The organism is Actinobaculum suis, from assembly GCF_900102025.1.
In the GTDB taxonomy this organism is placed as follows: Bacteria; Actinomycetota; Actinomycetes; order Actinomycetales; family Actinomycetaceae; genus Actinobaculum; species Actinobaculum suis.
Genome location: NZ_FNAU01000007.1, coordinates 78,146 through 103,527, shown reverse-complemented (window position 1 = coordinate 103,527; position 25,382 = coordinate 78,146). Strand labels below are relative to the sequence as shown.

Here is a 25,382-nt window from a genome sequence, read left to right as displayed (position 1 = left end):
CCGCGTTATTAGTTTTGCCGGTCTCGCGGTCTTATTTTTGTTCGGCTTGTTCCAGCCGTGCCTTTTCATCCATTTGCCGGGCGGAATCAATAATTTCGTCGAGGTCGCCGTCGAGCACCGCGTCAAGGTTGTGTGCCTTATAACCCGTGCGGTGATCGGCGATCCGATTTTCCGGGAAGTTGTACGTGCGGATACGTTCCGAACGGTCCAAGGTGCGCACCTGCGAGTGCCGCAACTCCGCGTTTTCTGCCGCCTGCTGATCGAGTTGCATCTGCCGCAAACGGGCCCGCAACACACGCATGGCAGATTCGCGGTTTTGGATCTGGGATTTTTCATCCTGCATGGAGACCACAATCCCGGTGGGAAGGTGGGTGATACGCACGGCCGAATCCGTGGTATTCACCGACTGGCCGCCCGGGCCCGAAGAACGGTACACATCAATGCGCAGGTCTGAATCGTGGATTTCCACTTCCCCTGGATCATCGACTTCCGCAAAAACCAATACCCCGGCCGTAGAAGTCTGAATACGCCCTTGCGATTCGGTAACGGGTACGCGTTGCACGCGGTGTACTCCACCTTCGTATTTCAGGTGTGCCCACACCCCTTCCGCAGGATCGCTAAGTTGCCCGCGATGGCGGATCGCAATCTCGGAATCTTTAATGCCACCCAGTTCGGTGATATTGGCGGAAAGGACTTCCCACGTCCACCCTTGCTTGGCTGCGTAGCGTTCATACATCCGGGCCAAATCGGAAGCAAAAAGCGCGGATTCTTCCCCGCCGGCCCCCGCCTTAATTTCCATAATTACATCGCGGGCGTCGTCTTCATCACGCGGCAACAAAGCCTGCGTGAGCTGTTCAGAAAGATCATTAAAAGTGGCTTCCAGGCCGGGCAATTCCGGCTTGAAAAGATCGGCGTCTTCCCCACCTTGCGCTACGATCTCGCGTGCTTCTTCTAGATCCTGTGCGGCCTGTGCGTATTGGCGGTAAATACCCACTACTACTCCCAGTTCAGCATACCGCCGCCCCAGGGAGCGCATTTTATCGGGCGAGCTGAGCACTTCGGGCGAGGCCATGTCACGCTCGATCTGCTCGTATTCCGCCATCATTTGTTCAGCTACTTCAGCGCGGTTATCTGCCACGGGCCACCTTTCCGGATGTATTTCTGATCTGCAACGAAAGACAAAGCGGCTGGCCGTACCAGGCGGTGCTGGCCGCTCTCACGCTTTCTGTATAACTATTTCCACCATGTAAATGGTACTTCGGTCCACCACTCACAATACACACCGAGCCCATTGGCCCAGTTTTCTGGCTCTCCCGTCCGCGCGGCAGGCACAGCACGCACCCCGCACCAAAACGGCATTAAATACTGCCCCAGTGATTGCGCGACCCAGCAGTGCGCTAGACACGCTTTACGCAAGCCCGGCACCGCCGACCCGCTTTACGCGAACCCGACACCGCGCCACGAAAGCAACAATCGCAGCAACACCAAAGCAACGCTTGCGGCAACAATAAACGGCGGCACTCCCGGGTATGCCCGGTTATACCGCCGCTTGCACCACGGGCGCGCCAAGCGCGGTGGTGCCGGTTGCAGAAGCTACTTCTGGCGCTTGCCGTAGCGAGCTTCGAAGCGAGCCACACGCCCACCGGTGTCCAGAATCTTCTGCTTGCCGGTGTAGAACGGATGGCAATTGTTGCACACTTCCACCCGCATGGTGTCCCCTGCGAAAGTAGACCGCGTATCAAATTGATTGCCGCAGCCGCACGCCACGTGCACGTCGTGGTATTCGGGATGAATGCCCTGCTTCATGTGTTCTCCTTGGATCGTTTAGTGCCCCCGGGTCCAATTCGCGCGCCCCATCTCTCCGCGGATGAAACGTTTTTCGAAACGACGCCGTACCTACGGCCAGCGCCCATTTTCGACGAACCGGTGAACCGGAAGCCGACGAAGTATTATTACACGCCGCTACCCGCATTGCGCCCGCCCGTGAGCAAGCACACCACCGATAACATTAGGTATAAGCGTACGCGCCAGGAAAGTATTCCGCGAGTTTTCCAAGCCCGCGGAAACCAATTCCTACTTGCCCGACGCTTAGTCTCCCTTGGTGCCCAGCGCGGCATGGCCGGAGGCCTGCACGCTGCGCATAATAGAAACCAAGAATTCGGCATTGTTTTCCGTCTTCTTGAGCCGTTTGAGCACGAAGTCGGATGCGTCTTCCACCGAAAGCGTGCCCAGGGCGCGGCGCAAGGACCACAAAACCTTGAGCTCTTCGGGCGAATAGAGCATTTCTTCCCGGCGGGTGCCGGAAGAGTTAACATCGATCGCCGGGAAAATACGACGGTCGGCCAACTGGCGCGAGAGTCGCAGTTCCATATTGCCGGTGCCCTTGAATTCTTCGAAAATAACTTCGTCCATCTTCGATCCGGTTTCCACCAGCGCGGTGGCAATGATCGTGAGCGAACCGCCATTTTCGATATTGCGGGCGGCGCCAAAGAAACGCTTCGGCGGGTAGAGCGCGGTGGCATCCACACCACCGGAGAGGATGCGCCCGGAGGCCGGCGTGGCCAGGTTATAGGCACGGGCCAGGCGGGTAAGCGAATCCAGCAATACCACTACGTCTTGGCCTAGTTCTACCAAACGCTTGGCGCGTTCAATGGCCAGTTCGGCCACGGTGGTGTGGTCGCTAGCCGGCCGGTCGAAGGTAGAAGCGATTACTTCTCCGCGTACGATCCGGCGCATATCGGTAACTTCTTCCGGCCGTTCATCCACGAGCACCACCATGAGGTGTACGTTGGGATAGTTTTGCGCGATAGATTCCGCAATCGACTGCAAAATCATCGTCTTACCGGCCTTGGGCGGGGAAACTACGAGCCCGCGCTGCCCCTTGCCGATCGGCGCTACCAAATCAATGGCTCGCTGCGAAATCGACTTCTTTCCGGTTTCCAGCCGCAACATTTCATTCGGATACAGCGGGGTGAGCTTATTAAACTCCGGGCGTTGCGTGGCTTCGTCGGGAGCCACACCATTAATGGCAGAAACTTCCACCAACTGGTTAACGGATTTTGCGGGAGTTTGCCGGCGCCGGCCTTGCTGGCGGCCCCGGGCAGCTCCGCGGCGATTTCCGCGCCGCTGATTTGCATTCTCAGCTTCTTCGGCCTGGCGTACCGCGCCCTGCACCGCATCCCCGCGGCGCAGACCCAATTGCCGTACCAGATTGTTGGAAATACGCGCATCGTTCTTTCCGGGCAAGTAGCCGCCAGTGCGCAGGTAGAACTGGTTTCCGGCCTTGTCCACAATACCGGCCACGGGAAGCAGTACTTCTTCGCGCGTGCGCTGGGTGGTTTCCTGTTCGGTGCTGGCCGCGCGGGCCTCGCGTGTGGTGCGCTCCCGGCGCTCAGTACGTTCAGTGCGCTCAGTACGTTCCGTACGTTCGCTGCGTTCGGCGCGTTCACTGCGTTCCACGCTGCGTTTACGTACGCGCGGCTGTTCTTCGCGCGCTTCACTGCTTTCCGCACGGGCTTCGCGTTCCTTGGTGCGGTTGCGGTTACGCTGGCGGCGCCGGCGGCCCTCCCCCGCATCCTCTTCTTGTTCCGCACGCCTTTCGGCCGCATCACCAATGGCTTCCAGTGCGGCCCGCTTGTCTTCGGCAGACATCTTTTCAGAACGCTTGGTTTCCCCTACCGTGCCGCGCGGGGCAGGCAGGTCAAGTTCAATAGTGCCCGCCTTGGTTTCCGATTCGGAATCAATATAACCATCGGAGCCGCGGTGATTGCGGATACGACGCCGCGTGGTTCCTTCCCGCCTCCGGGTACCTTCCCGAGCCTCGCCCGCCTCGCGGCGTTGGCGCCGCAGTGCTGGAGCTTCACTGGCTTCTGCCGGGCTCTGCGCACTTTCAGCGGTGCTCTTTTCCTGGCGCTGCGCTGCCGGAACGTCAGTAGCCGCGGCCGCTGGCGTTCTTTCTTCCGCGCGCAAACTTTCCACCACGCGGGTGCGGCGGCGCGGGCGTTCCCGCGTACCGGCAGCATTTTTATGTTCTTCTGTGCCTTCTTCTGGCGCGCGGCGTTCTTTCTTTACCGCGTGCTTTTCTTCGGCTTCTTCTACAGCGTCTTTCCATTCGCCCGGACGCGGCGCGCTTGCCGACTTATCTTCTTTCTTCTTGCGCGCCTTCGCGGGACGTGGGGCGGGCTCACTGGCCGCGAGCTCACGGCGTTCTTCCGTGGTGAGGGAAGCAGTGCTAGCACCCATCGCCCCTGTTTTTTCCGCCGCTGCCGCACCCTTAGCGTCAACAGTTTCTTTAGCAGCTTCTGCGGTGGCGGGAGCGGTCTGCTTCTCGCCTTCCGGCGATATTGCGGTTTCGGTTTGTTTCTTTGCGGGCCGCCCACGGCGCGCCGGCACTACTTCGCGGATGGCCGCGAGAAGATCTGCTTTACGAGCCTTGGGATCTACGGAGAGGCCAAGCTCATCCGCAAGCGCGCGAAGCTCGCCTACGCGCATCTGTGAAATAGCACCCTTAATTTTGGGAGTTTCCGTCACGAGGTTCCTTCCTCGGCATTAAAGCCGGCCCAGTGCCGGCATGAGCTGAATGTATAAATACCCGCGCGTGCCCCTGGCTTGAGTGCCCCTGGCATTAAAATCTGCGGGAACCTTCTTCCGTTTGGCCTCCATCTGGGTACAGCCAGTAACGTTCTCACAAGAAGGTACTGATCGGTTGCTCTAACGCATTCTTCGCGATCACCGGATACTTTACCAGTAATATGTGGTTCTCGCGCAAATACGACGCCGAAAATGTGTGAACCGGAACCCGTTGGAAGCCTGCTAACCCTCCTCAATAATATGTGCGCCGCGGGTGGCCATTCCCGAATAATCCACTCGGAAACCGTTTTGCTCCATAATTGCGGCGGTTTCCGCATCGAGCCGATCAAAAACCAATACCGAGGGGCCCGCCCCAGAAATTACTGCCGGCCATCCAGCATCCCGCAAGGCACGCATAATGCGGTATGAGTCACCAAGCGAGGTGGCCCGGTATTCCTGGTGCAAACGGTCTTCGGTAGCCGTGTACAAAAGCTCCGGATAATGTTCTAAAGCCAAAGTGAGCATGGCGGCCCGCGAAGCATTTAGGGCCGCATCCCGGTGCGGGACTTCTGCTGGCAAAACCGCGCGCGCTTCTACGGTTGGTAGCTCACTGGAAGGAATTAGCAAAGTGGTACGCACCCGCCGAGAGACGGGAATGCGGGCCGCATGCGTAGCTTCTTCCTGCTCGTCTTTCCACGCCACCACGGCTCCGCCAAAGAGCGCGGGCGCGGCGTTATCGGGATGCCCTTCAAATTCGCAGGCAAGTTCGAGGAGGACGTCGTCGTTCAGCAAAGCGGGGCGATCCACTAAACCGCGCACCAAAACCAAACCGGCCACTACCGCGGCAGCGGAACTGCCCAAGCCCCGGCCTTGCTGAATGCGATTGCGGCAGGAAAGCTCAAAACCCACATTAGGAAGGGCGGCCACTTCGAAAGCGCGGCGCATGGCCCGCACGATGAGATGAGATTCATCGGTGGGCAGGGTATCGGCACCCTCGCCTTCAATGGTGACCGTGGTTTTTCCGGTGATTAAACGCACCGAAACTTCATCCCAAATGTTATGGGCCATCCCCATGCAGTCGAAGCCCGGGCCCAGGTTTCCCGAGGTGGCGGGCACCCGCACGGTCGCGCTTGATTTCGCAATGCGCATTTATATTCCTCCTCCGGAACTTACCAGCAAAATCTATCAGCGGTGCTGTTTTATTAGCCGTGCTAACCAGCAAAATCTACAGGCTCAATACCTTTACCGCGGCTTCCACGCTCGGCTCGATCGGGGTCAGGTCCAACTCGCGCCCGGCCAGCGCGGTAGCGGTGTCCTTCAAACCATTGCCGGTAACGGTACACACAATTGTGGCACCCGCGGGTACTTCCCCGGCTTGGGCGGCGGCCAGCAGGCCGGCCACGGAAGCCGCAGACGCCGGTTCCACAAAAATACCTACCTGCGCGGCCAGTAGCGCCTGCGCTTCCAGAATTTCGGTATCCGAAACGGCGCGGATCCACCCGCCCGAATCGTCCCGGGCCGCTACCGCATAATCCCACGACGCCGGGTTTCCAATGCGAATCGCGGTGGCAATAGTTTCCGGATTTTCGATCGGATGGCCGGCCACGAAGGGCGCGGCACCCGCCGCTTGCACGCCCCACATGCGCGGCACTTTCGTGGCCCGCGGGGTGGCGCTTGCGGGCAGTTCTCCCATGGAAGTAGCCGTGCGGCGCCCCGCGTATTCGTTATACCCCATCCAGTAGGCGGAAATATTGCCCGCATTTCCTACCGGGAGCACGTGAATATCGGGGGCGTCTCCCAGTTCGTCAACGATTTCAAAAGCGGCCGTCTTCTGGCCTTGCAAACGGTACGGGTTCACCGAATTCACCAGTGCCACCGGGTATTTTTCGGTAAGCGCACGCACAATGCGCAGGCAATCATCAAAGTTTCCGTCCACGGCTACCAGGCGGGCACCGTGCACGATCGCCTGGGCCAGCTTGCCAGCCGCAATCTTCCCGGCCGGTAAAATTACCGCGCATTCCAAGCCCGCTTGCGCCGCATAAGCCGCCGCCGAAGCGGAAGTGTTACCGGTAGAAGCACAAGCCACCATGCGGGTATCCGTGGTAGCTACCTGGGTGATGGCGGAAGTCATCCCGCGGTCTTTGAAAGAACCGGTGGGATTAGCCCCCTCCACTTTGATATACACCTGGGCACCGGTACGTTCTTCCAAGGCGCGTGCCCGCACCAGCGGGGTGCCGCCTTCGCGCAAGGTCACGGCCGCAGTTTCCTCCCCGAAGGGAAGCCACTGCCGGTACTCATCAATAATTCCCTGCCATAGATGTGCCATTACGCTTCCTCCACTCGAATGAAACTAGAGATTTCTACCGGCAAGGTACCGGGATCTTCTTGGCCTTCCGAAGCCGCTACCGGGATGCCTTCCCGCAACTGCGCAATAGTATCTTCCAGTGCCCGCTGGGATGCTTCGTGCGTGGTAACGGTAAGAATTGCGCGGTTGTGGCCCTTGTTTTCGGGAAGCACCGATTCTTGTGCAACCGCCGAAATAGAAACCCCGTGGTGGGCAAAAACGCTCGTTATTGCGGCAAGTACGCCCACTACGTCGGGCACGGCCATCCGCAACTGGAAACGCGAACGCGATTCGGCGGCAGAAAGTACCGGCAGTTCCCCATAAATAAGTTCGCGCGGGGCGTGGCCTCCATAAACCTTCTTATTCGCGGCGGCTACCACATCGGAAAGTACCGCGGAAGCCGTGGGGCTCCCGCCTGCACCCGGTCCGTAAAACATGAGCCGGTCCGAAGCTTCACTATCAATAACGACGGCGTTGTAGGCGCCATGCACGGTAGAAAGCGGGTGCCCTTGCGGTACCAGGGAGGGGCCCACGTACAGTTCAATGCCGTGCGGGCGGCGTTTGGCCGAAGCCACCAGTTTCACCACATAGCCTTCGCGTTTGGCGGCAGCGATTTGTTCCGGTGTAATATCGCGGATTCCGTGGGTGTGAACGTCCTCCAAATTGATCCGCGTGTGGAAAGCGAGGGACGCCAAAATAGCGCATTTGGCGGCGGCGTCAAAACCGTCCACATCGGCCGTCGGATCGGCTTCCGCATACCCGAGTTCCTGCGCATTGCGCAAAGCTTCCGCATAGCTCAAGCCGTTATGCGTCATTTCGTCCAGAATGTAATTCGTGGTGCCGTTGAGCACACCGAGCACGGAAAGCACATTATCGCCCGCCAAAGATTCGCGTAGCCCGTACACAATCGGCACCGCGCCGCCCACGGCTGCTTCGTAGTACAGATCCACATCGGCCGCGGCGGCGGCGTCGTAAATTTCCGGGCCGTACTCGGCTAGCAGGGCTTTATTGCCCGTGACCACCGATGCTCCGCCGGCCATGGCGCGGAGGATATAGGTACGGGCCGGTTCAATTCCGCCCATGAGCTCAATGACGATATCCGCCTGGTCAATAATGGATTCGGCGTCGTCTGTAAGCAAAGACCGCGCAATTGCAGGATCGCGCGGCTTGCTAGTATCCCGCACCGCAATCCCAATAATCTTTAGTTTAGCGCCCGCCCGTACCGCGAAATCTTCCGCGTTTTCTTCCAGCAAGCGAACTACCTGCGAACCAACCGTACCCGCGCCGAGGAGCGCAACTTTCAATTCCTCCACGCTTATCTATTCTCCTCTAGACCTCGTGACGTTACCGTGAATATGAATGTTATCTTCGTCTTGTGCATTACGGAAACTGCATGTGCGCCGCGTTTGCCTACGCACCGCGGTAATGCATTCACCTAGCTTATCTGCCTGGCACTCGCGGCGCCGCGTGCGTCCGCGATACGCTAGCCTCCATGGCCGGAAAACTCAGAATCGGTAGCGCTCCACGGCGCCGCACCACCTTAGGAATCGGAACACCTAAGATTATTGTTCCCCTCGTTGCGCGTACGCAACTTGAACTCATTGGTAGCGCAGCCCAAGCGAGCGGGTATCGATACCCCGGTACCGAAGGCTTTACGCCCGCGCATGGCGAGCGGCACCCGTCTGTGGGGGCCGGCGCCACCGAACCCCTTACTTTTACCGGGACCGGCGGTACCCCTCCCGGGGCCGACGACGCCGAAAGCGCGCCTACTTTTACTCCCGACCTGCTGGAATGGCGCGTGGATTACATGGAAGAAGCCCTTTCGGAAACCGCGATGCTGGCTGCCGCGCAAGACTTGCGGACGGCTACCGACCTGCCGATTTTGGCCACTTTCCGCACTAGTGCCGAAGGTGGAGAAAAAGAAATTGAGGGCCCGGTGTACGCGGATTTGCTGGTAGCACTGGCCGAATCGGGAGCCGTGGACGCCGTGGACGTGGAAATGTTTCGCGATAGCGGCCTGGTGGAAGGAATTGTGGCCGGTATTCAAGGGGCCGGCGTGCCGGTAATTGGCTCTTTCCACGATTTTGCGGAAACTCCGAGCGAAGCCGAAATATTGGGCCGGCTAACGCAGATGGCACAGCGCGGCGCCAATGCCGTGAAAATCGCCACTACCGCAAATTCAAAGCGGGATGCGCTCACGGTTTTGGGTGCCACTTTGGCGGCTAGCCAGGCACTTCCGGTACCGATAATTAGCATGGCGATGGGCCCAGCCGGCGCGATTACACGCATTGCTACCGGCATTTTTGGAGGCAGCGCGAGCTTTGCCACTATTGCGGCGCAGGCTACTAGCGCGCCGGGACAGTTACCGGCGGCCGAGCTAGCACCAATCATGGATTATTTAGCACGTATTTCCTAGGCCGCGCATTTTCGGCTCTCGCGTTTTCCAGACCGTCTATGTTTCAGGTCGCGTATTTCTCCGCTGCGCAGGCACGTGAATTTCTTAAGTGTGCCCACTCGCCTTCTACATACAAAGAAAGGTAAACTGACCCCCACCATCGCAACGACGCGTGAAGGAGAGCACACCATGCCTATCGTTAGAGTTGGGGATGCCGCCATTGGGAGCGGACCCACCAAAATCTTTGTACCGATCACTCCGGCCACGCCTGAGGAAATGAGCCAACAAGTTGCGGAACTTCCGGCCGGCATCGATGTGCTGGAATGGCGCGTCGATTTCTTGCGTGATTCTTGCGACGCTACGGCGCTCAAGCAGGCCGCCGCGTATTTGCGAGATTTGACGGATTTGCCGATTTTAGCTACTTTTCGCACGGCGGCAGAAGGTGGGCAGCGGGCTGTGATGCCCGAACAGTATGCGCAAATTTTGTTCGCGCTTATCCAAAGCGGCAAGATTGATGCGATTGATGTGCAGATTTTCCGCACAGAGAATTGGACGCAGCCAATTATTACGGCGGCCGCGCAGGCCCAGGTACCAGTTTTGGCTTCCTATCATGACCACCGGGCTACCCCGCCGGAAGATGAGATCGTTAACCGTTTGCGGCTTATGCAGGTACGTGGAACTTCGATTGGGAAGATCGCGGTACAGCCGCAAAATGCGGGCGATGTGTTTACTTTGATGCGGGCCACCTGGCGGGCTTCGGAAGAACTGCATATTCCGCTGATTACGATGGCGATGAGTGCGCTGGGCGCAATTTCGCGAATTGCGCCTTCCCTGTACGGTTCGGCAGCTACGTGGTCTACGGACGGCCATCATGACACCGCGGCCGGCCAGCTCCCGGTAAATGAACTTTTGCCGGTGCTGGAAACCGTGGACCGCTGGGCCCACGCCCATGACAGCTGGCACCTGCCCAAGATCGAAACGGACGCGGCCGGCGAAACGCACTAAGACGAGGCCGGGGAACCCGGCGAAACGAGCGAGCCGGACAAATCAGCCAAATAGATAGCTCCGGCCCGGGCGGAAACATAGCTGAGTTTGTGTAACGGGGGTGGGGTAGCGCGGCAGCGCGCTACCCCACCCCCGTTCGGCGTCGTAATTCGCACTTACTGGCAATGCGGTCAGCCGTAATCCATTGCCATTCAGCGGGTATTTGGCGTTTTATTCGCCGGTGTATTCAGCGTCGAGGGAGAGCAGATCGGGCACTTCCTCGCTGTAGACCAGCCAGTGGGCTTGCCCGTCGCGTACCGAGATTACGCCCGGGCGGGGGAGCATATTGTAATTCGAAGCCATGGAACGCCCGTATGCGCCGGTGGCGGGCACCGCCAGAATGTCTCCCGCGGTAACGTCTGCCGGCAAGCTGACATCGCGCACCACAATATCGCCCGATTCGCAGTGTTTACCCACCACGCGGCTGACCACGCCGGCGCTGCCAGTGCCTTCATCCGCAGTACTAGTACCAGCGGCACTAGCATCCGCGGTAACTGCATCCGCAGCAGTAGCGGCCGCATTTGCCGCGGCGCTTTTCACCATCGAGGGCTTTTCCGGTACGCGGTTCGCGAGCGCGGCGGTGTAGTTCGCACCGTAGAGAGCGGGCCGAATATTGTCTGACATGCCGCCGTCTACGGAAATGTAGCGGCGTGTGCGTCCGCCTTCTAGTTGCACGTTTTTGATGGTTCCTACTTCGTAGAGGGTCACACCGGCCGGGCCGATGATGGATCTGCCCGGTTCGATGGATACGCGCGGGGCAGGAATTCCGGTTTCGGCCGTGTGGGTGCGCACTACTTCGGCGAGGGCTTGCGCATATGTTTCTGGGCGGAGCGGGGCCGGGTCGGCCGCGGTGTAGCGGATCCCGAAGCCTCCCCCAAAATCGACTTCGGGTAATACGATCCCGTGTTCGGTGTACACCCTGGCGCGTAGATCCATGAGGGCGCGCGCGGCGGCTACGAATCCTTCGGATGCGAAAATCTGCGAGCCGATATGCGAGTGTAAACCTACGAGCTGCAAGCGCGGATGGCGCAGGGTTTCACTAATCGCTTCCCAGGCTTCCCCGCTGGCGATCGATAACCCAAATTTTTGGTCTTCATGCGCTGTGGAAATATATTCGTGCCCGCCGGCGTGAATGCCTGTGGTTACGCGTAGCATCACTTTGGCCACGGTACCGCCGTCGTCACCCCAATGGGCTACATCGGCAACGTGAGCGAGCTCTGCCAATGAATCGACCACCAGGTGGCCGACCTCATGTTCGAGCGCCTGCTGGATTTCCCGGCGCGATTTATTGTTGCCGTGCAGGCCGAGCTGTTCTCCGGTGGCGCCGGCCGCCAAGGCGGTGCGCATTTCCCCTTCCGAACAGGTATCGAGCCGCAGGCCTTCTTCTAGCGCCCAGCGGCACACGCCCACGGAGGCGAAAGCTTTGCAGGCATAGTAGACGTCGGCGCCGGCGAGGTCTACGAAGGCGGCGTCCATGGCTTGTTTCCAGGCTGCGGCGCGGGAGCGGAAATCCACTTCGTCGAGCACGTATATCGGTGTTCCGAAATCGGAAGCGATCTGGGCGGTGCTCACGCCACCGATTTCCAGCCCGCCATCTGCTTGCCGGCGCGCGGTTAGCGGCCACACTCCCGTGTTTGTGCCTTCCGGTTCTGGAGCGGCAAGCTCCTCGTATACCTTTTGGTTTTCCATGAGCTTCCCTTCCCTCTACTTGTTGTTGCCAACTTGTTATTGCCCACTTTGTTGTGTGCCTGCCGCCGGGCGCTGCGCCTGCTGCGCCCTGGTGGCCGCTGTGCCCGCCGTGCCTGCCGCCGGGCGCTGCGCCTGCTTCCTAGCCGCGCCTGCCGTGCCTGCCGCGCCAGCTGCGCCCAGCCGTGCCTGCGCCGGCCGGGGCGGCCACGGTGCCCACCGTGCCCGTACCACGCGGCCCGGCAACCGGCGGTTACCTACATGTTTTCTGGCGCGGTAACGCCGAGCAGGCCGAGCCCGTTGACGAGTACCTGCCGGGTGGCGTCATTTACCCACAGCCGGGTGCGGTGCAGATCAGTTACCGGTTCTTCGCCGCGCGGAGTTACCCGCGCCTTGCCGTACCAAGTGTGGTAGGCGCCGGCGAGTTCTTCCAGGTAGCGGGCCACGCGGTGGGGTTCGCGCTGGGTGGCCGCCGTGGTCACGATTTCTGGGAACCGCGCGAGCTGGCCCAACAGATCCGAATCGGCCGGTTCGAGCAGATCCGGGGCGAAAGCATCGGCGCGGTCTACTCCGTGGCTGGCAGCATTGCGCGCTACCGAAACCGTGCGGGCGTGGGCGTATTGCACGTAGTACACGGGGTTGTCGTTCGTGTGGGAGGCAAGTACGTCCAGGTCCAGGTCGAGTGAAGTATCCGCGGAGGTGCGTACCAGCGAGTACCGGGCCGCGTCCACGCCCACGGCGTCGACCAGATCTTCGAGAACGACGACGGTGCCGGCCCGTTTGGACATACGCACTTCTTTGCCATCCCGCTTGAGGTTAACCAGCTGGCCGATCATGATTTCCATGTTTTCGTTCGGGCCGGCGGTATCTCCGAAAGCGCGGGCCATAGCGTACATGCGACCGATGTACCCGTGGTGGTCTGCACCCAACATGTAGATGCAATGGTCGGCGCCGCGCTGGCGCTTATCCAGGTAGTAGGCGATATCGCCGGCAAAATACGCGGCCTCGCCGTCAGATTTAATGATGACGCGGTCTTTATCATCCCCGTAATCGGTGGTGTGCAGCCAGGTGGCGCCTTCCTTTTCGTAGATCACGCCGCGTTCACGCAAAATCTCGATGGCCTTAGCTACCGCCCCGGATTCGTGCAAAGAATCTTCGTGGAAGAAGACGTCAAAATCGGCGCGGAAATTATGCAAAGACTCTTTGATTTCCGCGAACATGAGTTCCACGCCGCGCTTCCGGAAAACTTCTTGTGCTTCCGCATCCGGCAAAGTACGCGGATCGGGCTCGCCGGCAGCCGCGCAATCGGCAATCACCTGGTCTGCGATTTCCCCAATATAAGCCCCGCCGTAACCATCTTCGGGAGCTTCTTCGCCGCGGGCACGGGCCAAAAGAGACGCGGAGAACCGGTTGATCTGGTTGCCGTGATCGTTGAAATAGTATTCGCGGACCACGTTCGCGCCGGTGAACTTGAGGATCCGCGCCAAAGAATCGCCAACGGCCGCCCACCGCGCCCCGCCAATGTGGATCGGCCCGGTGGGGTTGGCAGAAACATATTCCAGATTGATCGTGGTGCCGGCCGCGGAGTCAGATCTACCGTAGGCTTCCCCAGCGTCCACAATGCTGCGCGCCAGTTGCCCAGCGGCTCCCGCCGAAAGCTTAATATTTACGAAGCCGGGCCCGGCGATATCCACCGCCGCAATACCTGCTTCCGCATCCAGACCTGCCTTGATCACTGCCGCCAGTTCGCGCGGCTGCATGCCTGCCCGCTTAGCCAATTGCAGGGCCGCATTCGTGGTCCAATCTCCGTGTTCGCGCGAACGTGGGCGTTCCACCTTCGGCGCCGGGATTTCCCCATCGAGGTTAATCTTGCCAGCATCGCGCGCCGCTTCCAGGACGCGCCCAATTAGTTCACTAAGTTCTTCGGGAGTCACCCCGCCAGTCTATCCGGCCCGCCGCGCCCGCATTGGATTTCCCACTAGGGTGCGAGCAACACCGCCACTACGAACCGTGCCTCCCGCGTTGCGTGCGGCGCCCGGCCACGGCGCGAGCGACTATTCGAGCCACCGGCCCTGGCAGGCGCCACTGGTTGGGCGGCCTGGGTTGCGGCTGGGTTGCGGCTGGGTTGCGGCTGGGTTGCGGCACTGCCGGCCGCGCTGGGTGGCGACGCCGGTTGACGGCACCGACTGGTGGTAGGCCTCACATCGATCCTTTTTGGCATACGCCCGGGCCGGGACGACGTCGTATTCGTCACCAATTCTTTTTCTAACCCGCAGGTGCGCGCTAGGATGTTATAGTTTTCCACCGAGCCCCGATAGCTCAGGGGATAGAGCGTTCGCCTCCGGAGCGAAAGGCCGCAGGTTCGAATCCTGTTCGGGGCACAACGAAATAATTGCATTACAGATGCGGGTGGGCCGCGCTTTGTAAATCTTACGAAGCGCGGCCCACTACTGTTTCGTTGTTACTTGGCTACGAAAGTGGCGCGCTACCGTATTTTCTCAGTAGCGCGCCACTTGTTTCTCACCACGCTGTTTTAGCAGCAACGTTTTAGCGGCACTGCTGCCCTAGCAGCAACGTTTCCTTCCGGATACGTTTCCTTCCGGATACGTTATTTACCGGCGTCGGCATGGAATTCCCAGTTCGCCACTTCCGGCATATCCTCCAGGTGTTCCACCACGTACCGCTGGTGCTTTTCGAGTTCGGCACTGCACCAACGCTTCAGATCAGCACCGCCGCGGATAGACCGCTTGCAGTTGTTGATCGCGTCTTGCACCAAGTGGTAGCGGTCCACGCGGTTGCGCACCACCATGTCGAAAGGCGTAGTGGTGGTGCCTTCCTCGATGAAGCCGCGGGCATGGAAACGATCCGCGTCCGGCCGGCCATGCAGGAGCTGATGCACGCTTCCCGGGTAACCGTGGAAAACGAAAATGCAATCCACGTGGTCGGTAAAGGTTTCCGTGAATTCAATATCGCTCATGCCACGCGGGTGATCTTTGGGGCGCGCCAAAACTTGGGGCCGTACCACGTTCACCACGCGCACCTTCATTTGCGGGAGCCGTTCGCGAATAATCTGGGCGGCCGCAACCACTTCCGCGGTTACTACGTCTCCAGCGCAACCAAAGATAATATCCGGCTCCTCCCCGGATTCCAGATCTTCATTCCCGGCCCAATCCCAAATGCCATACCCGCGTTCTACGTGCTCGTAAGCCTCATCGGGGGTGAGCCACTGGAATTGCGGTTGCTTATCCTGCACGATCAGGTTCACGCGATCGGTGGACTGGAAAATATGGCTGGCCGCTTCCAGCAAGCAGTTAGCATCCGGCGGCAAGTAAACGCGCACGATATCCCCACGCAAGTTCAGCACCGAGGAAAGCATGCCCGGCCCCTGGTGGGAGAAACCATTGTGGTCATTGCGCCAGCAGGTAGAAGAAAGCAGCAGGTTTAGCGCCGGCACCGGGGCCCGCCAATCCAGCTTCACACCTTCTTCCAACCACTTGCCGTGCTGAATGGTTTGCGAAATAGAAACCATGCCGAAAGCTTCATAAGAAGCCCACAGCCCGTGCCGCCCGGTGAGGGTATAGCCTTCCAGCCAGCCGTGCGTATTGTGTTCCGAAAGCACTTCCATTACGCGGCCGGCCCGGGAGAGCTTTACGTCCAGCTCATTGGTTTTCTCCATCCAGGTACGGTCGGATTCTTCCAGCACCGCCCCCAAACGGTTCGAGTTGAGCTCATCGGGGCAAAAGACGCGGAAAGTTTGCGGGTTGAGCCGGTACAGTTCCCGCATGAACTCCCCCAAGTACCGGGTGGATTCTTTCTTACCCGCCGCCTTGCCGCGTTCTTCGGGCGCAAAATCAATCGCCAATTCCCGCCAGTTGGGCATACTCAACGGCGCATAAGAACCACCCGCATTAGCTACCGGGTTGGCAGACATGCGCAGTTTGCCTTCCGGATTATTGGCCCGCACCAAATCAGTGGGTGCCCCGTTTTCATCAAAGAGTTCTTCCGGCCGGTAAGACTTCATCCACTCTTCGAGAATCTGCAAATGCGCGGGATCATCTTTAACTCCGGCCAGCGGTACCTGGTGTGCACGCCAAGTGCCTTCCACTACCGTGCCGTCCACTTCGTGCGGGCCCGTCCACCCCTTCGGGGTACGCAAAATAATCATCGGCCACGTGGGCATTTCCCCATTACCGGGAACCTGGGTGAGCCCCTTCATCACACCATTGGCGTCCAGTTCGCGCGCGGCGGCTTGAATCTGCTTGATCTTGTGCCAGGCCTGGGCCAAAGCCCGCGCGAACCGTTCGTGGATCCCCGGTACGTCGCTACCTTCCACTTCGATCACTTCATAGCCGTGACCTTCGTAGAGTTTGCGCAACTGTTCCGGATCCTTACGGCTTTGCACCGTGGGCGAAGCAATCTTGGCACCGTTCAAATGCAAAATGGGAAGCACCGCGCCATCGCGGGCCGGGTTGAGGAAGGAAATCCCCTTCCACGAACCTTCCAGCGGCGCAGTTTCGGCTTCACCATCGCCCACAACGGTGAGTGCGATCAAATCGGGATTATCAAAAACGGCACCGAAAGCGTGCACGAGCGCGTAGCCCAGTTCCCCGCCTTCGTTAATCGAACCGGGAGTGGTTACCGAAACGTGTGAGGGGATGCCACCCGGTTGCGAGAACTGGCGGAAAAGTTTGTGTAACCCGGTTTCATCTTGGGTGATTTCCGGGTAAACCTCGGTATAGGTATCTTCCAGGTAGGTAGCGCCGACGACGGCCGGCCCGCCATGGCCCGGACCCGTAATGTAAATCATGTTTTGACCGGTGCGTTTGATGAGCCGGTTCGCATGCGCGTAAATAAAAGCCAGCCCCGGGCTAGTACCCCAGTGGCCAAGCAACCGAGGTTTAATATCGTCCGCGGTGAGGGGACGGCGTAGCAACGGATTATCCTGCAAATAAATTTGACCGACCGTCAAATAACAATCGGCACGCCACCACGCGTCGATGGCGCGGATCTCTGCTTCCGTGGGATTTTCCAGTTGCGCTTCGAGATCTAAGTGAGTGCTCATTACGTTCCTTCCGTGCATGGTTTCGCACCTGGTTGAGCATTACACCTCCAGCCTAAACCGAGGGCGGGTGTCAAGCAGGGGAAATTCGGCCCGCCCCCGCTGTGAACTGTGCGAAACCTCCACGAAACGCTGCCAGCTCAGGTTTTGTGCCCCACGGCGCGCGACTCGCGGACGTTGCGGACCGCGCGCCGCGCGCTAGCGCTACGGGGCTTTCATCCCGTGGCACTACCGCTCGCACCGGCACGGCACTACCATGCCCCGTTTAGAGGCCCGGCCGGTCGCTTCGGAACGTAAGCGGCCAAGTTTCTTATTCGTAGACGGCTATCAGCCGGCCCACCACTTTGCCTTGCCTGAGCTTTTCGATTCCCTCCGGAATCTCCTCGAAGCTAATCTTGGTGAGCTGCGGATTGAGTTTGCCGGTGGCCATGTACTCGTACACGCCAGCTACGTCTTCCTTCGTGCCGCCATTCGAACCAATGAGCCGGCACTGGTTCAAAATCAGCGACTTCGTGGAAATCGTAGCTTCTAGTCTGCCCATGCCCGCTACTACCACCGTGCCGTCCCGCCGGATCCCGTCCACGGCCTGCGCCGTCGTCGTACCGAAACCCGCGTAGTCCACAATCAGATCAAAAGTAACGTCCGCAAAATCGGCGATTGACTTCCTGACGTCCTTCGCCCCAATTTCACGGGCTAGCTTCCATACATCCTCATTGATTTCCGCCACGTAAACTTCGCAGCCCATGAGTACGGCAACCCGCGCCGCGATCTGACCCAAACCGCCCAAGCCAATAATGCCGACGGTATCGCCCTTCTTGGCTCCACCTTGCCGCACGAGCGCGGCGTAAGACGTCATACCCGCATCGGTTGCGGCGGCCCCGTTTGCAAAGTCGACGCCGTCTGGTAGCGGCACCAACGCCCGAGCGTCAACTGCCATCTTGGGGGCAAAGCCTCCGTCGAACCCGTAACCAGGTGCGCCCACGCCGTCAGCGGTAGGACACACTCCCACGCGATCACCAACCTGGAAATCTGTGACACCTTCCCCAACTTCAGCCACCACCCCAGCATTTTCATGCCCGATGGTGATCGGGGTTTTCGCCAGTAAGGAAAGCCAGCCTTCGTCTTCCAGCAGGCCTACATCAGAGTGACATAGGCCCGCGGCCTTCATATCAATAACTACTTCTCCCGGCCCGGCCTTCGGCTCCGGCACCTCCGCGAGCTGTAGCGGTTCTCCAGTTTTTATAAACTGCCATGCCTTCATAATCTTCTACCTCCATTGGTTTGCTTTGCTGCCCCACGCGGGTTTGAAAGTACAGGCCTTGTTGGGTTGGCCGTGTTCCACGGCAATGCTCCGCGGCGGCGCTCCGTAAGCCGCATTTGACGCGTCATGATTGGTATACCGATGCGACGGGTAGCCATTTTCCGGTAATAAATCAGAAATTATGCGAGCGTGTGCGCGACTAGTTCAGCTCGCTACAGCAAGACCAGCTTTACGCAGCGAAAACCAAATTCACTATATCCAATTCGCCATACCCGATGCGGGCGAGAAACCACGACTACGGTGGCGTATTAGTTTCTGCAGGCCTGCACATAAGCGCGCGGGGCAAATTATGTGTACCGCCACTTCGCGATACCCAACATTGTATTCAGTTACAGCCCTCCCAGCTTACCAGTAAACCTTCAAGAACCGCTATTTTGTGCCAACTTCCCGCCCAAAGTGTACAAATAGGAATTGGTTTTACAGCGAGGCTACTAAGTTTTCGGGCAGTGGCTATGGAGTTTTCCGAGCGCGGTTACCGCACCTTCTAGCAGTACCTGGCAGCAAATACCGCAGATACTAGGAACGCACGAAACGAGCGATGGCGGTGCTGAGTTCTGCAAGCTTTTCTTCGGCCACATCCCCGCCCTCGCGTACGGCTTCGCTCACGCAGTGGCGCATATGGTCATCTAGCAGGGCAATTCCTACCGATTCCAGAGCGGCGGTGAGCGCAGAAATTTGGGTGAGAATATCGATGCAGTATTTACCTTCGTCGATCATACGTTCAATGCCACGCACCTGCCCGGCAATGCGTTTCATCCGCCGCGCATACCGTTCCTTATCTTGAATATAGCCATGCGGATGCGTGGTGTTTTCGGGTTCCGGGGCCGCACCTTCTCGTTGTTTCGGTGCGGTGTTTTCCGGTTCCGGGGCTGTTTTCTCCTGCTTCGCCATGGCCCGCATCATACCCCACGGGGGTATATTCACTACCCCGCGCCCCGCACGCACGCCGTGTTTGCCCCGCACGCAAATCGCGAACGCTTTCCCACCAGCAAGCCAGCATCAGGTGGCCCACTACTTAGCCGCGCCCGCCCTGCTACTGCGGTTTAGATTATCGCTCCGCGGCCAGATTCGCGCAGGCGGCGCGAGATCATGGTGGGTTCGTCCGTGATAATGCCGTCTACCCCCATATCGACCAACCATTCGGCTTGCGGATACGAATTCACGGTCCACACGTGTACGGCCAGACCATAAGCATGGGCTAGTTCCACAAATCGCGGGGTGACCACGCGGATTTTTACGCCGGGTGAACCGGGCAGCATGCTAAACCCCGGAAGCGGGAAGGAAACGGGCACCTGCACGGCTTGGATCCCTTCCATATTGCGGGGTAAACCCAGCACGCGGCCACCGTGGCGGGCCCAGCGCAACGCAGCCCGAGTTTTGGAAGCAGCTACCAGTCCCGCAATTGCGGAAGTGCCAAGCGAATAGGCGGCCTGCGGAAGCAAGGTCCGCATCCGGTCGATCCGTTTTTGTGAGAAGCTCGCGAGGCACACGCGGTTGGTAGCGCCCGTGCGTTGCAAGGTGGTGATGAGCGGATCCACGGCAGTATCTTCTTTGGCGTCAAGATTGAAAGTCACATCCGGGAAGGCGTCCAGAACGGCATCGAGCCGGGGTGGGTGGTGGCCGGAAGCGTCTCGCACTTGTTCTATTTCTGCCCAGGTGTGTTCAACTACAAGCCCTGACCCATCGGTGGTGCGATCCAGGGAAGGATCGTGCATAATCACCGCCACGCCATCCGCAGTGGCATGTACATCGGATTCGAAATAGCGAAAGCCGGCGTCATACATGGCTTGGAAGGCTTCAAAAGAGTTTTCCGGTTGTTCATTACCCCCGCCCCGATGGGCAATTACAAGCGGGGTTTCGCTGATCTGGTACACAGGTTCCGGCATAGCAGATACGCTAGTTCACGCGCGTGGCAAATGCGTAACCAGTGCGCAAAGCTCACCTTAATTTTTCGGACCCTCGCCGGCCGCTACTTGCACAAGTCCTCTACCGGCATGGCCTTGTGCTCGGCGAGGAAGACTGCCGGGTCCATGAGCTCACCCTGCGCGTCATGGATTTCTAGGTGCAGGTGCGGGCCGGTGGAATAACCGTTCGAACCAACGGCACCAATCACTTGCCCCACCGTCACTTCATCGCCTTCTTTCACGAAGACGCCGTCGTCGTACATGTGTACGTACCAAGATTGGAACTTCACCCCGCCAACCTCGTGCTCAATAATGATGAGGTTGTTGGAGCGGCCTTCGATGCCCGCACCCGCGTGCACGACCTTGCCGTTCGCGACCGCGTGGATCGGCGTGCCGGCGGGAGCGGCGTAGTCTTGCCCGGCATGGACGGAGCGGCCACCCGTGATCGGGTCGGTACGCACCCCGAATGGCGAGCTGACCCGGTACACGCCGCTTTCGAGCGGCATCACAATGATTTCGGAGGTGGGTACCGCGAGCGCCGTGCGCGTTCCGGAAGCACCGCTGGTCACCGCGCAGGAAAGTACCGATTCTTGCGCCGCTGCCCGCACTTGTGATTTCACTTGTGCGGTGCGCGCCCCGGTAAGGCTGGCCGGGGTGGAGATGTCTTCTTCACTATCCGGACCCACCACGGAGCTGGTCAAAGGTTGCGAGGCGGCGCCTTGGAAGGTCATCGCCGCGGGGAAAGCAATACCGGCAATCGCTGCCGTACCAACCAGCATGAGCCGCCGCCGCGTGAGCCCCAACCGGGAGGCGCGAGATTCCAGCGGCGCGTGCGCGGCCTTCGCCGCTTTCACCGCGGCCTTCGCCACGCGTGCCGCCAACCGGCTTTCTGCTGTTTCCGTGGGCGTTGCTGCCTGCGTTGACGTTGCCGCTTGCGTGGCGCGCAGGGACGGCTGCAGCTGCGTGGGTTGCGGAGTGGATGCGAGCGGTCTAGCTTCCGCGGTGTGCGCTGGTTGCGGGGCCGACGCCGCCGCTACCCGCGCCGCAGCCGGACGGCCCACCCGCGATCTCCTGGCCGGCGCTGCCACAGTAGCCGGCGCCGCCACAGTAGCCAGCGCCGCCACCGGAGCATCTGCCACAGGATTTGCCGGTGCGGGCATATCCGCACCCGCCACGGGCCCGGTTTCCGCGGAAAGCACCGCGGCGAAAGCCTTATCCAGCTCGTTTTGAATCTGGGCACGCCGGCCCGATCTGCGGGAGGCTGCCGCCCGGGTTTGTTCAGCCCGCAAATGTTCGGCGCGTTCCCGCCGGCGAACAGCCCGTTCCTGCTCCCCTTCGCGATCCACCGCGCGCCTCGTGGCTATACCGCGCGGGTGTATACGCCCCGCGGGAGCAATATCAGCCGGTGAAGTTTCTAGGCGCCGGCTTTCTGCCCGGCTTAGCTCTGCCAAGTTGGTATCTGCGCGGCGGTTATCAGCCAGGTTACTTTCTGCCGGGCTAGTTTCTAAACGCCGGCCTTCTGCCCGCCTAACCTCTGCCCTGCTGTTTTCTTGACGCCGGGCCGCGCGCCGACCCGGCCGCGGAGAATCTTCTGGCCGCTCCATGGCTTCCGGTACCGCGCTGGCCGCGCGCCGGCCCGAACGGGATACTTGCGGCTCTGCTTGCGCCCGGCGCCGCACAGCCAAGTTCGCCGCTGTCTCTTCTCGCCGGCGTGCTACGCGGCTCGAAGGCGGCGTGGCAGTGGGTAACGGTTGCGTGCCCGGGGCAGTGTTACGCGAGCGATCTGGCAGGGGCTCGGCGGACGGCGTCGTCGAAAAAACACGCGTGCCACCCGTGGCACTTGCGGCTCGTTTCCCGGCCCGTGAATTGGCCTGCTGAGCCTGCTGAGACTGTTGCGTATGCTGGGTGCGCTGGGTGCGGCTCACGGCCACATACTGGGCGAGTTTTGCTTCCCGGCGGGTACGCGGAGGCGGAGTTTCAGAGCGCAGTTCAAGCCGCGACCGCCGTGCGGGTGCGGTGACGTAACGCTCCTGAGCCACTCGGGTTCTCCATCTGTTGCAAATCGCCGAATACTCGTGCGCCTAGCGTCGCGGAAAAATCGACCCCAAAACGCACGGAAGAAAAATACTACGAGCGGGAGGATAGCACTCACCGCTATGTCACAAAATGATAACGGAGTATAACGAGTTTGCAACTTTCTTGCTCACAGCAGGAACAAAGGGTTGATTATCGGCCCTCGTCTTCCCGTGTTTCCCGCGGGTTGTGGTGATTGCCACCGCCTATCGCAACCCCATTTTGTAAGCAAGATCCTGCGAATCTAATTAGCGTTCGCGTTGCATCGCGTCGCGCACATTCCCCACGAGTTCCTCGATCACATCTTCCAAGAAAATAATGCCACCCAGTTCACCCGGGTTCTTTTCCACGAGCGCCATATGGGTACCTGTGCCTTGCATTATGCGCAAAGCATCTTCCACTTCGTCTTCCGCGCGCAGAGTTTCCATGTGCCGCACCAGCGACATCGGTATGGGCAGCCGCCGCTGTTGCGGACGTACCGCTATCACATCTTTCACATGCACGTATCCGAGCACGTGGTTACGGTCTCGCACCACAAACCGCGAAAACCCGGTTTCTGCTACGTGCCGCTCGATCTGTTCCGGGGTTACGTGGGCCGGTACGCTCACGACGCCGGACAGCGGCACCATCGTCTCCCCCACGCTTCGTTCCGAGAATTCCAGGGACCCGGAGATCAGGCCTTGTGGATCTTGCAACACCCCGGCCCGTTCCGAAACTTCCACAATGGAGGCCACTTCTTCGGCCGTAAAAGCGGAAACTACTTCGTGGCGCGGTTTCATTCCCAGCCAGGAAACAATATGCAAGGAAATCCAGTTCAAAGAGGCCGTGACCGGGCGGAAGATTTTATCGAAAACCAGGAGCGAAGGGACGAGCAGGAGCGCGCTTTTCTCCGGATGCGTGACCGCCACATTCTTCGGCACCATCTCGCCAATAATCACGTGCAAAGCCGTCACCAACAGCAAGGCCACTATGAAGGAAATCGTGTGCACCACAGCCGGGCCCACACCTATCGCTTCCAAGGGAATAGCCAACAAACGCGCAATCGCCGGCTCGGCCAAAGCCCCCAAGGCTACCGAGCAAATGGTTACGCCCAACTGGCAGGCCGCCAACATTTCGTTGAGATTGCGGATCGCCGCCAAAACTTTTTGTGCCCGCTTATTCGTGGCTGCCAAAGGTTCCAAGCGGGAAGCCCGCGAACCGGTGAGCGCAAATTCTGCGCTCACAAAATAGGCATTGCCCAAAAGCAGCAGCACCGTAAGGCTTAACGCCAGCCAATTATTCATCGCTGCCCTCCTCGGCTGTAGCTGACGAATGGGCCGCCGCGGAGCCATCTGCCGCGGAGCCGGAAGTTTCGGCGTCGTCGGCACGCACCTCTACTTCCTCCACCCGGCGCCCATCCAGCGAAAGCACCGTCAAGGTAACCCGATCGACTCGCACCTGATCGCCAACCGCGGGCAGGCGCCCCAGTTTCGTCATAATCAACCCACCCAGAGTTTCATACGGTCCATCTTCCGGGAGGGCCACACCGGCCGCCTTCAGTAACTCATCGGGACGCACAAGCCCGGAAACCACCCACGTACCCGAACCGGTGCGATGGCCCGGTTCCAAATCCGGATCATGCTCATCAGCAATTTCGCCCACGATCTCCTCCACCGCATCCTCTAGGGAAACGATTCCGGAAGTACCCCCGTACTCATCCACAACGATGGCCATTTGCAAACCGGTATCCCGCAACTCCAGGAGCAAATTAGAAAGATCCATCGTTTCCGGCACCACCGGAGCTTCTGACATGAGCGAACTGCTCGTAACCGCTACTTCGGCCCGGCGCTCATAAGGAACCGCCACGGCCCGGCGCAAATGCACGAGCCCGCGAATATCATCCAGCCCCTTCTCCCCGGTTACCGGGAAACGCGAAAAACCGGTCTGTGCGGCCAAAGCCACCACATCTGCCGCGCTCGCGGTATCTGGGATGTAGTGCACGCGCCCGCGATCGGTCATAATGTCGACGGCGGTGAGCCGGCCCACGCCAATCGAGGCAGTGAGAAGTTCCGCGGTGGATGGTTCCAAAGTTCCGGCGGCCGCGCTTTGCCGCACCAAAGCTCCCAGCTCGGTAGCAGACCGGGCAGAAGATGCTTCTTCGGCGGGCTCGATACCGAATTTGCGCAAGAGCCAGTTGGCAGCGTTATTGAACGCGATAATGATCGGCTTGAAAAGCACCGTGAACCAGTGCAGGGGTTTGGAAACAAGTTCGGCCGTGTGCAAAGAATTTGCCAACGCCATGTTTTTTGGCACGAGTTCCCCGAAAAGCATGGAGAACAGGTTGACGATAATAAAGGCCCCGGCCGCCGCGATTGCGAGCGCCGCGGTTTGTGCCAGGCCTGTATGCCCTAGCCACCGCGCGAAAATTTCGGTTAGCGGGGCTTGTGCCACATAGCCCAACAGAATCGTGGTGAGAGTAATACCTACCTGGCAGGCGGAAAGATAAAGCGAAAGATGCTTCAAACGTTTGGCAACGCGACGTGCCTTCGGGTCATCCTTGGCTTGTGCCTCTACCGCAGCCGGATCTAGCGCGACCATCGAAAACTCGGCCGCCACAAAAACACCAGTTCCCACTGTCAGCAAGAGGCCAATCAACAACAGCAAAATATTAGTCACGGCTCACCAGCCGTAAATGGCCCTCTTTCATGATGGAAATAGTCTAAGCGGAATCGCTCCGCTCCCGCGCGTGTAGTCCATAACATACGGGCCCGGGTGTGAGCCGCGCTTTCGGAACGCGAGGGGCTATACAAACCCGGTGAATATACGGGCCCGGGTGTGAGCCGCGCTTTCCGGATGCCGTTTTGAAGTGGGGATGTCGGCGCAATCTGCGGGATCGGCGCGGCTTATTGCGCGGGGTGTGCTCAGCGTGCCTGGCGCGGTCAGCGTGCCTGGCGCGGTCAGCGTGCTTGGCGCGCTCAGCGTGCTTGCCGCGCTCAGCGTGCTTGGCG

General features: G+C 59.7%; 17 protein-coding genes and 1 tRNA gene. 3 read left to right on the top strand and 15 right to left on the bottom strand.

Going from position 1 to position 25,382, the window contains the following annotated elements; genetic code table 11:
- Positions 1-31 precede the first annotated feature (31 nt).
- The 6 genes from prfA to BLT47_RS05095 all read right to left on the bottom strand — a co-directional run bounded on the left by prfA (position 32) and on the right by BLT47_RS05095 (position 8,226).
- A complete protein-coding gene (gene prfA / locus BLT47_RS05120) occupies positions 32-1,138 on the bottom strand; it encodes a peptide chain release factor 1 (RefSeq protein ID WP_407706090.1) in 1,107 nt (368 codons plus the stop codon).
- A gap of 455 nt (positions 1,139-1,593) precedes the next feature.
- The gene (rpmE, locus tag BLT47_RS05115) at positions 1,594-1,806 is read right to left on the bottom strand and encodes a 50S ribosomal protein L31 (protein WP_049620002.1); all 213 of its coding nucleotides are present in this window, start codon (positions 1,804-1,806) and stop codon (positions 1,594-1,596) included.
- A gap of 282 nt (positions 1,807-2,088) precedes the next feature.
- Positions 2,089-4,530 (bottom strand): transcription termination factor Rho, encoded by a 2,442-nt coding sequence (gene rho / locus BLT47_RS05110; RefSeq protein WP_256332531.1) that lies wholly within the window; start codon positions 4,528-4,530, stop codon positions 2,089-2,091.
- A gap of 282 nt (positions 4,531-4,812) precedes the next feature.
- Positions 4,813-5,718 (bottom strand): homoserine kinase, encoded by a 906-nt coding sequence (thrB, locus tag BLT47_RS05105; protein WP_049620001.1) that lies wholly within the window; start codon positions 5,716-5,718, stop codon positions 4,813-4,815.
- Positions 5,719-5,794: 76 nt separating this feature from the next.
- Positions 5,795-6,895, bottom strand: coding sequence for a threonine synthase (gene thrC, locus BLT47_RS05100; protein WP_049620000.1), 1,101 nt, complete (start codon positions 6,893-6,895; stop codon positions 5,795-5,797).
- Positions 6,895-8,226, bottom strand: coding sequence for a homoserine dehydrogenase (locus BLT47_RS05095; protein WP_049619999.1), 1,332 nt, complete (start codon positions 8,224-8,226; stop codon positions 6,895-6,897). The genes thrC and BLT47_RS05095 overlap by 1 nt, the downstream gene beginning before the upstream one ends.
- Before the next feature lie 179 nt (positions 8,227-8,405).
- Here BLT47_RS05095 and aroD (BLT47_RS05090) point away from each other — a divergent pair, with 179 nt between their 5' ends.
- Together aroD (BLT47_RS05090) and aroD (BLT47_RS05085) are read left to right on the top strand one after the other, a co-directional pair.
- Positions 8,406-9,329 (top strand): type I 3-dehydroquinate dehydratase, encoded by a 924-nt coding sequence (gene aroD, locus BLT47_RS05090; RefSeq protein ID WP_074662425.1) that lies wholly within the window; start codon positions 8,406-8,408, stop codon positions 9,327-9,329.
- Between the two features lie 168 nt (positions 9,330-9,497).
- Positions 9,498-10,313, top strand: a complete 816-nt coding sequence (gene aroD / locus BLT47_RS05085; RefSeq protein ID WP_074662422.1) for a type I 3-dehydroquinate dehydratase — start codon at positions 9,498-9,500, stop codon at positions 10,311-10,313.
- Between the two features lie 210 nt (positions 10,314-10,523).
- Here the strand turns inward: aroD (BLT47_RS05085) and lysA are convergent, their stop codons facing one another.
- On the bottom strand, positions 10,524-12,041 hold the full coding sequence (gene lysA / locus BLT47_RS05080; RefSeq protein WP_083330082.1) for a diaminopimelate decarboxylase: 1,518 nt from the start codon (positions 12,039-12,041) through the stop codon (positions 10,524-10,526).
- Between the two features lie 254 nt (positions 12,042-12,295).
- Complete coding sequence (argS, locus tag BLT47_RS05070) at positions 12,296-13,972, bottom strand: arginine--tRNA ligase (protein ID WP_074662414.1); 1,677 nt, start codon at positions 13,970-13,972, stop codon at positions 12,296-12,298.
- 374 nt (positions 13,973-14,346) lie between these two features.
- Between argS and BLT47_RS05065 the strand changes: the two genes are divergently transcribed.
- Positions 14,347-14,419, top strand: a tRNA-Arg gene (locus tag BLT47_RS05065).
- Positions 14,420-14,646: 227 nt separating this feature from the next.
- Here BLT47_RS05065 and BLT47_RS05060 read toward each other — a convergent pair.
- The 7 genes from BLT47_RS05060 to BLT47_RS05030 all read right to left on the bottom strand — a co-directional run bounded on the left by BLT47_RS05060 (position 14,647) and on the right by BLT47_RS05030 (position 25,050).
- Entirely contained in the window at positions 14,647-17,100 is a 2,454-nt protein-coding gene (locus BLT47_RS05060) for a phosphoketolase family protein (protein WP_074662411.1), read from the bottom strand.
- Between the two features lie 307 nt (positions 17,101-17,407).
- A complete protein-coding gene (locus BLT47_RS05055) occupies positions 17,408-18,358 on the bottom strand; it encodes a zinc-binding dehydrogenase (protein ID WP_049619993.1) in 951 nt (316 codons plus the stop codon).
- A gap of 576 nt (positions 18,359-18,934) precedes the next feature.
- On the bottom strand, positions 18,935-19,204 hold the full coding sequence (locus tag BLT47_RS05050; RefSeq protein WP_065415005.1) for a metal-sensitive transcriptional regulator: 270 nt from the start codon (positions 19,202-19,204) through the stop codon (positions 18,935-18,937).
- A gap of 257 nt (positions 19,205-19,461) precedes the next feature.
- A complete protein-coding gene (locus BLT47_RS05045) occupies positions 19,462-20,304 on the bottom strand; it encodes a glycerophosphodiester phosphodiesterase family protein (RefSeq protein WP_083330081.1) in 843 nt (280 codons plus the stop codon).
- An 83-nt stretch (positions 20,305-20,387) separates the two neighbouring features.
- A complete protein-coding gene (locus BLT47_RS09645) occupies positions 20,388-22,361 on the bottom strand; it encodes a M23 family metallopeptidase (protein WP_074662403.1) in 1,974 nt (657 codons plus the stop codon).
- Positions 22,362-22,643: 282 nt separating this feature from the next.
- Positions 22,644-23,678 carry a hemolysin family protein gene (locus BLT47_RS05035; protein WP_074662399.1) on the bottom strand — a complete coding sequence of 345 codons (1,035 nt, stop codon included), beginning with the start codon at positions 23,676-23,678 and terminating at the stop codon, positions 22,644-22,646.
- Positions 23,671-25,050: a hemolysin family protein gene (locus BLT47_RS05030; protein ID WP_074662395.1), complete on the bottom strand. Its 1,380-nt coding sequence runs from the start codon at positions 25,048-25,050 to the stop codon at positions 23,671-23,673. Before BLT47_RS05030 ends, BLT47_RS05035 begins: the two co-directional genes overlap by 8 nt.
- Positions 25,051-25,382: the final 332 nt, after the last annotated feature.

Excerpts from the sequence above, each read along its gene's own strand:
- rpmE (WP_049620002.1), bottom strand. The coding sequence starts at position 1,806 with ATGAAGCAGGGCATTCATCCCGAATACCACGACGTGCACGTGGCGTGC.
- lysA (WP_083330082.1), bottom strand. The coding sequence starts at position 12,041 with ATGGAAAACCAAAAGGTATACGAGGAGCTTGCCGCTCCAGAACCGGAA.
- aroD (WP_074662425.1), top strand. The coding sequence starts at position 8,406 with ATGGCCGGAAAACTCAGAATCGGTAGCGCTCCACGGCGCCGCACCACC.
- thrC (WP_049620000.1), bottom strand. The coding sequence starts at position 6,895 with ATGGCACATCTATGGCAGGGAATTATTGATGAGTACCGGCAGTGGCTT.
- BLT47_RS05060 (WP_074662411.1), bottom strand. The coding sequence starts at position 17,100 with ATGAGCACTCACTTAGATCTCGAAGCGCAACTGGAAAATCCCACGGAA.
- BLT47_RS05055 (WP_049619993.1), bottom strand. The coding sequence starts at position 18,358 with ATGAAGGCATGGCAGTTTATAAAAACTGGAGAACCGCTACAGCTCGCG.
- BLT47_RS05045 (WP_083330081.1), bottom strand. The coding sequence starts at position 20,304 with ATGCCGGAACCTGTGTACCAGATCAGCGAAACCCCGCTTGTAATTGCC.
- BLT47_RS05035 (WP_074662399.1), bottom strand. The coding sequence starts at position 23,678 with ATGAATAATTGGCTGGCGTTAAGCCTTACGGTGCTGCTGCTTTTGGGC.
- aroD (WP_074662422.1), top strand. The coding sequence starts at position 9,498 with ATGCCTATCGTTAGAGTTGGGGATGCCGCCATTGGGAGCGGACCCACC.
- thrB (WP_049620001.1), bottom strand. The coding sequence starts at position 5,718 with ATGCGCATTGCGAAATCAAGCGCGACCGTGCGGGTGCCCGCCACCTCG.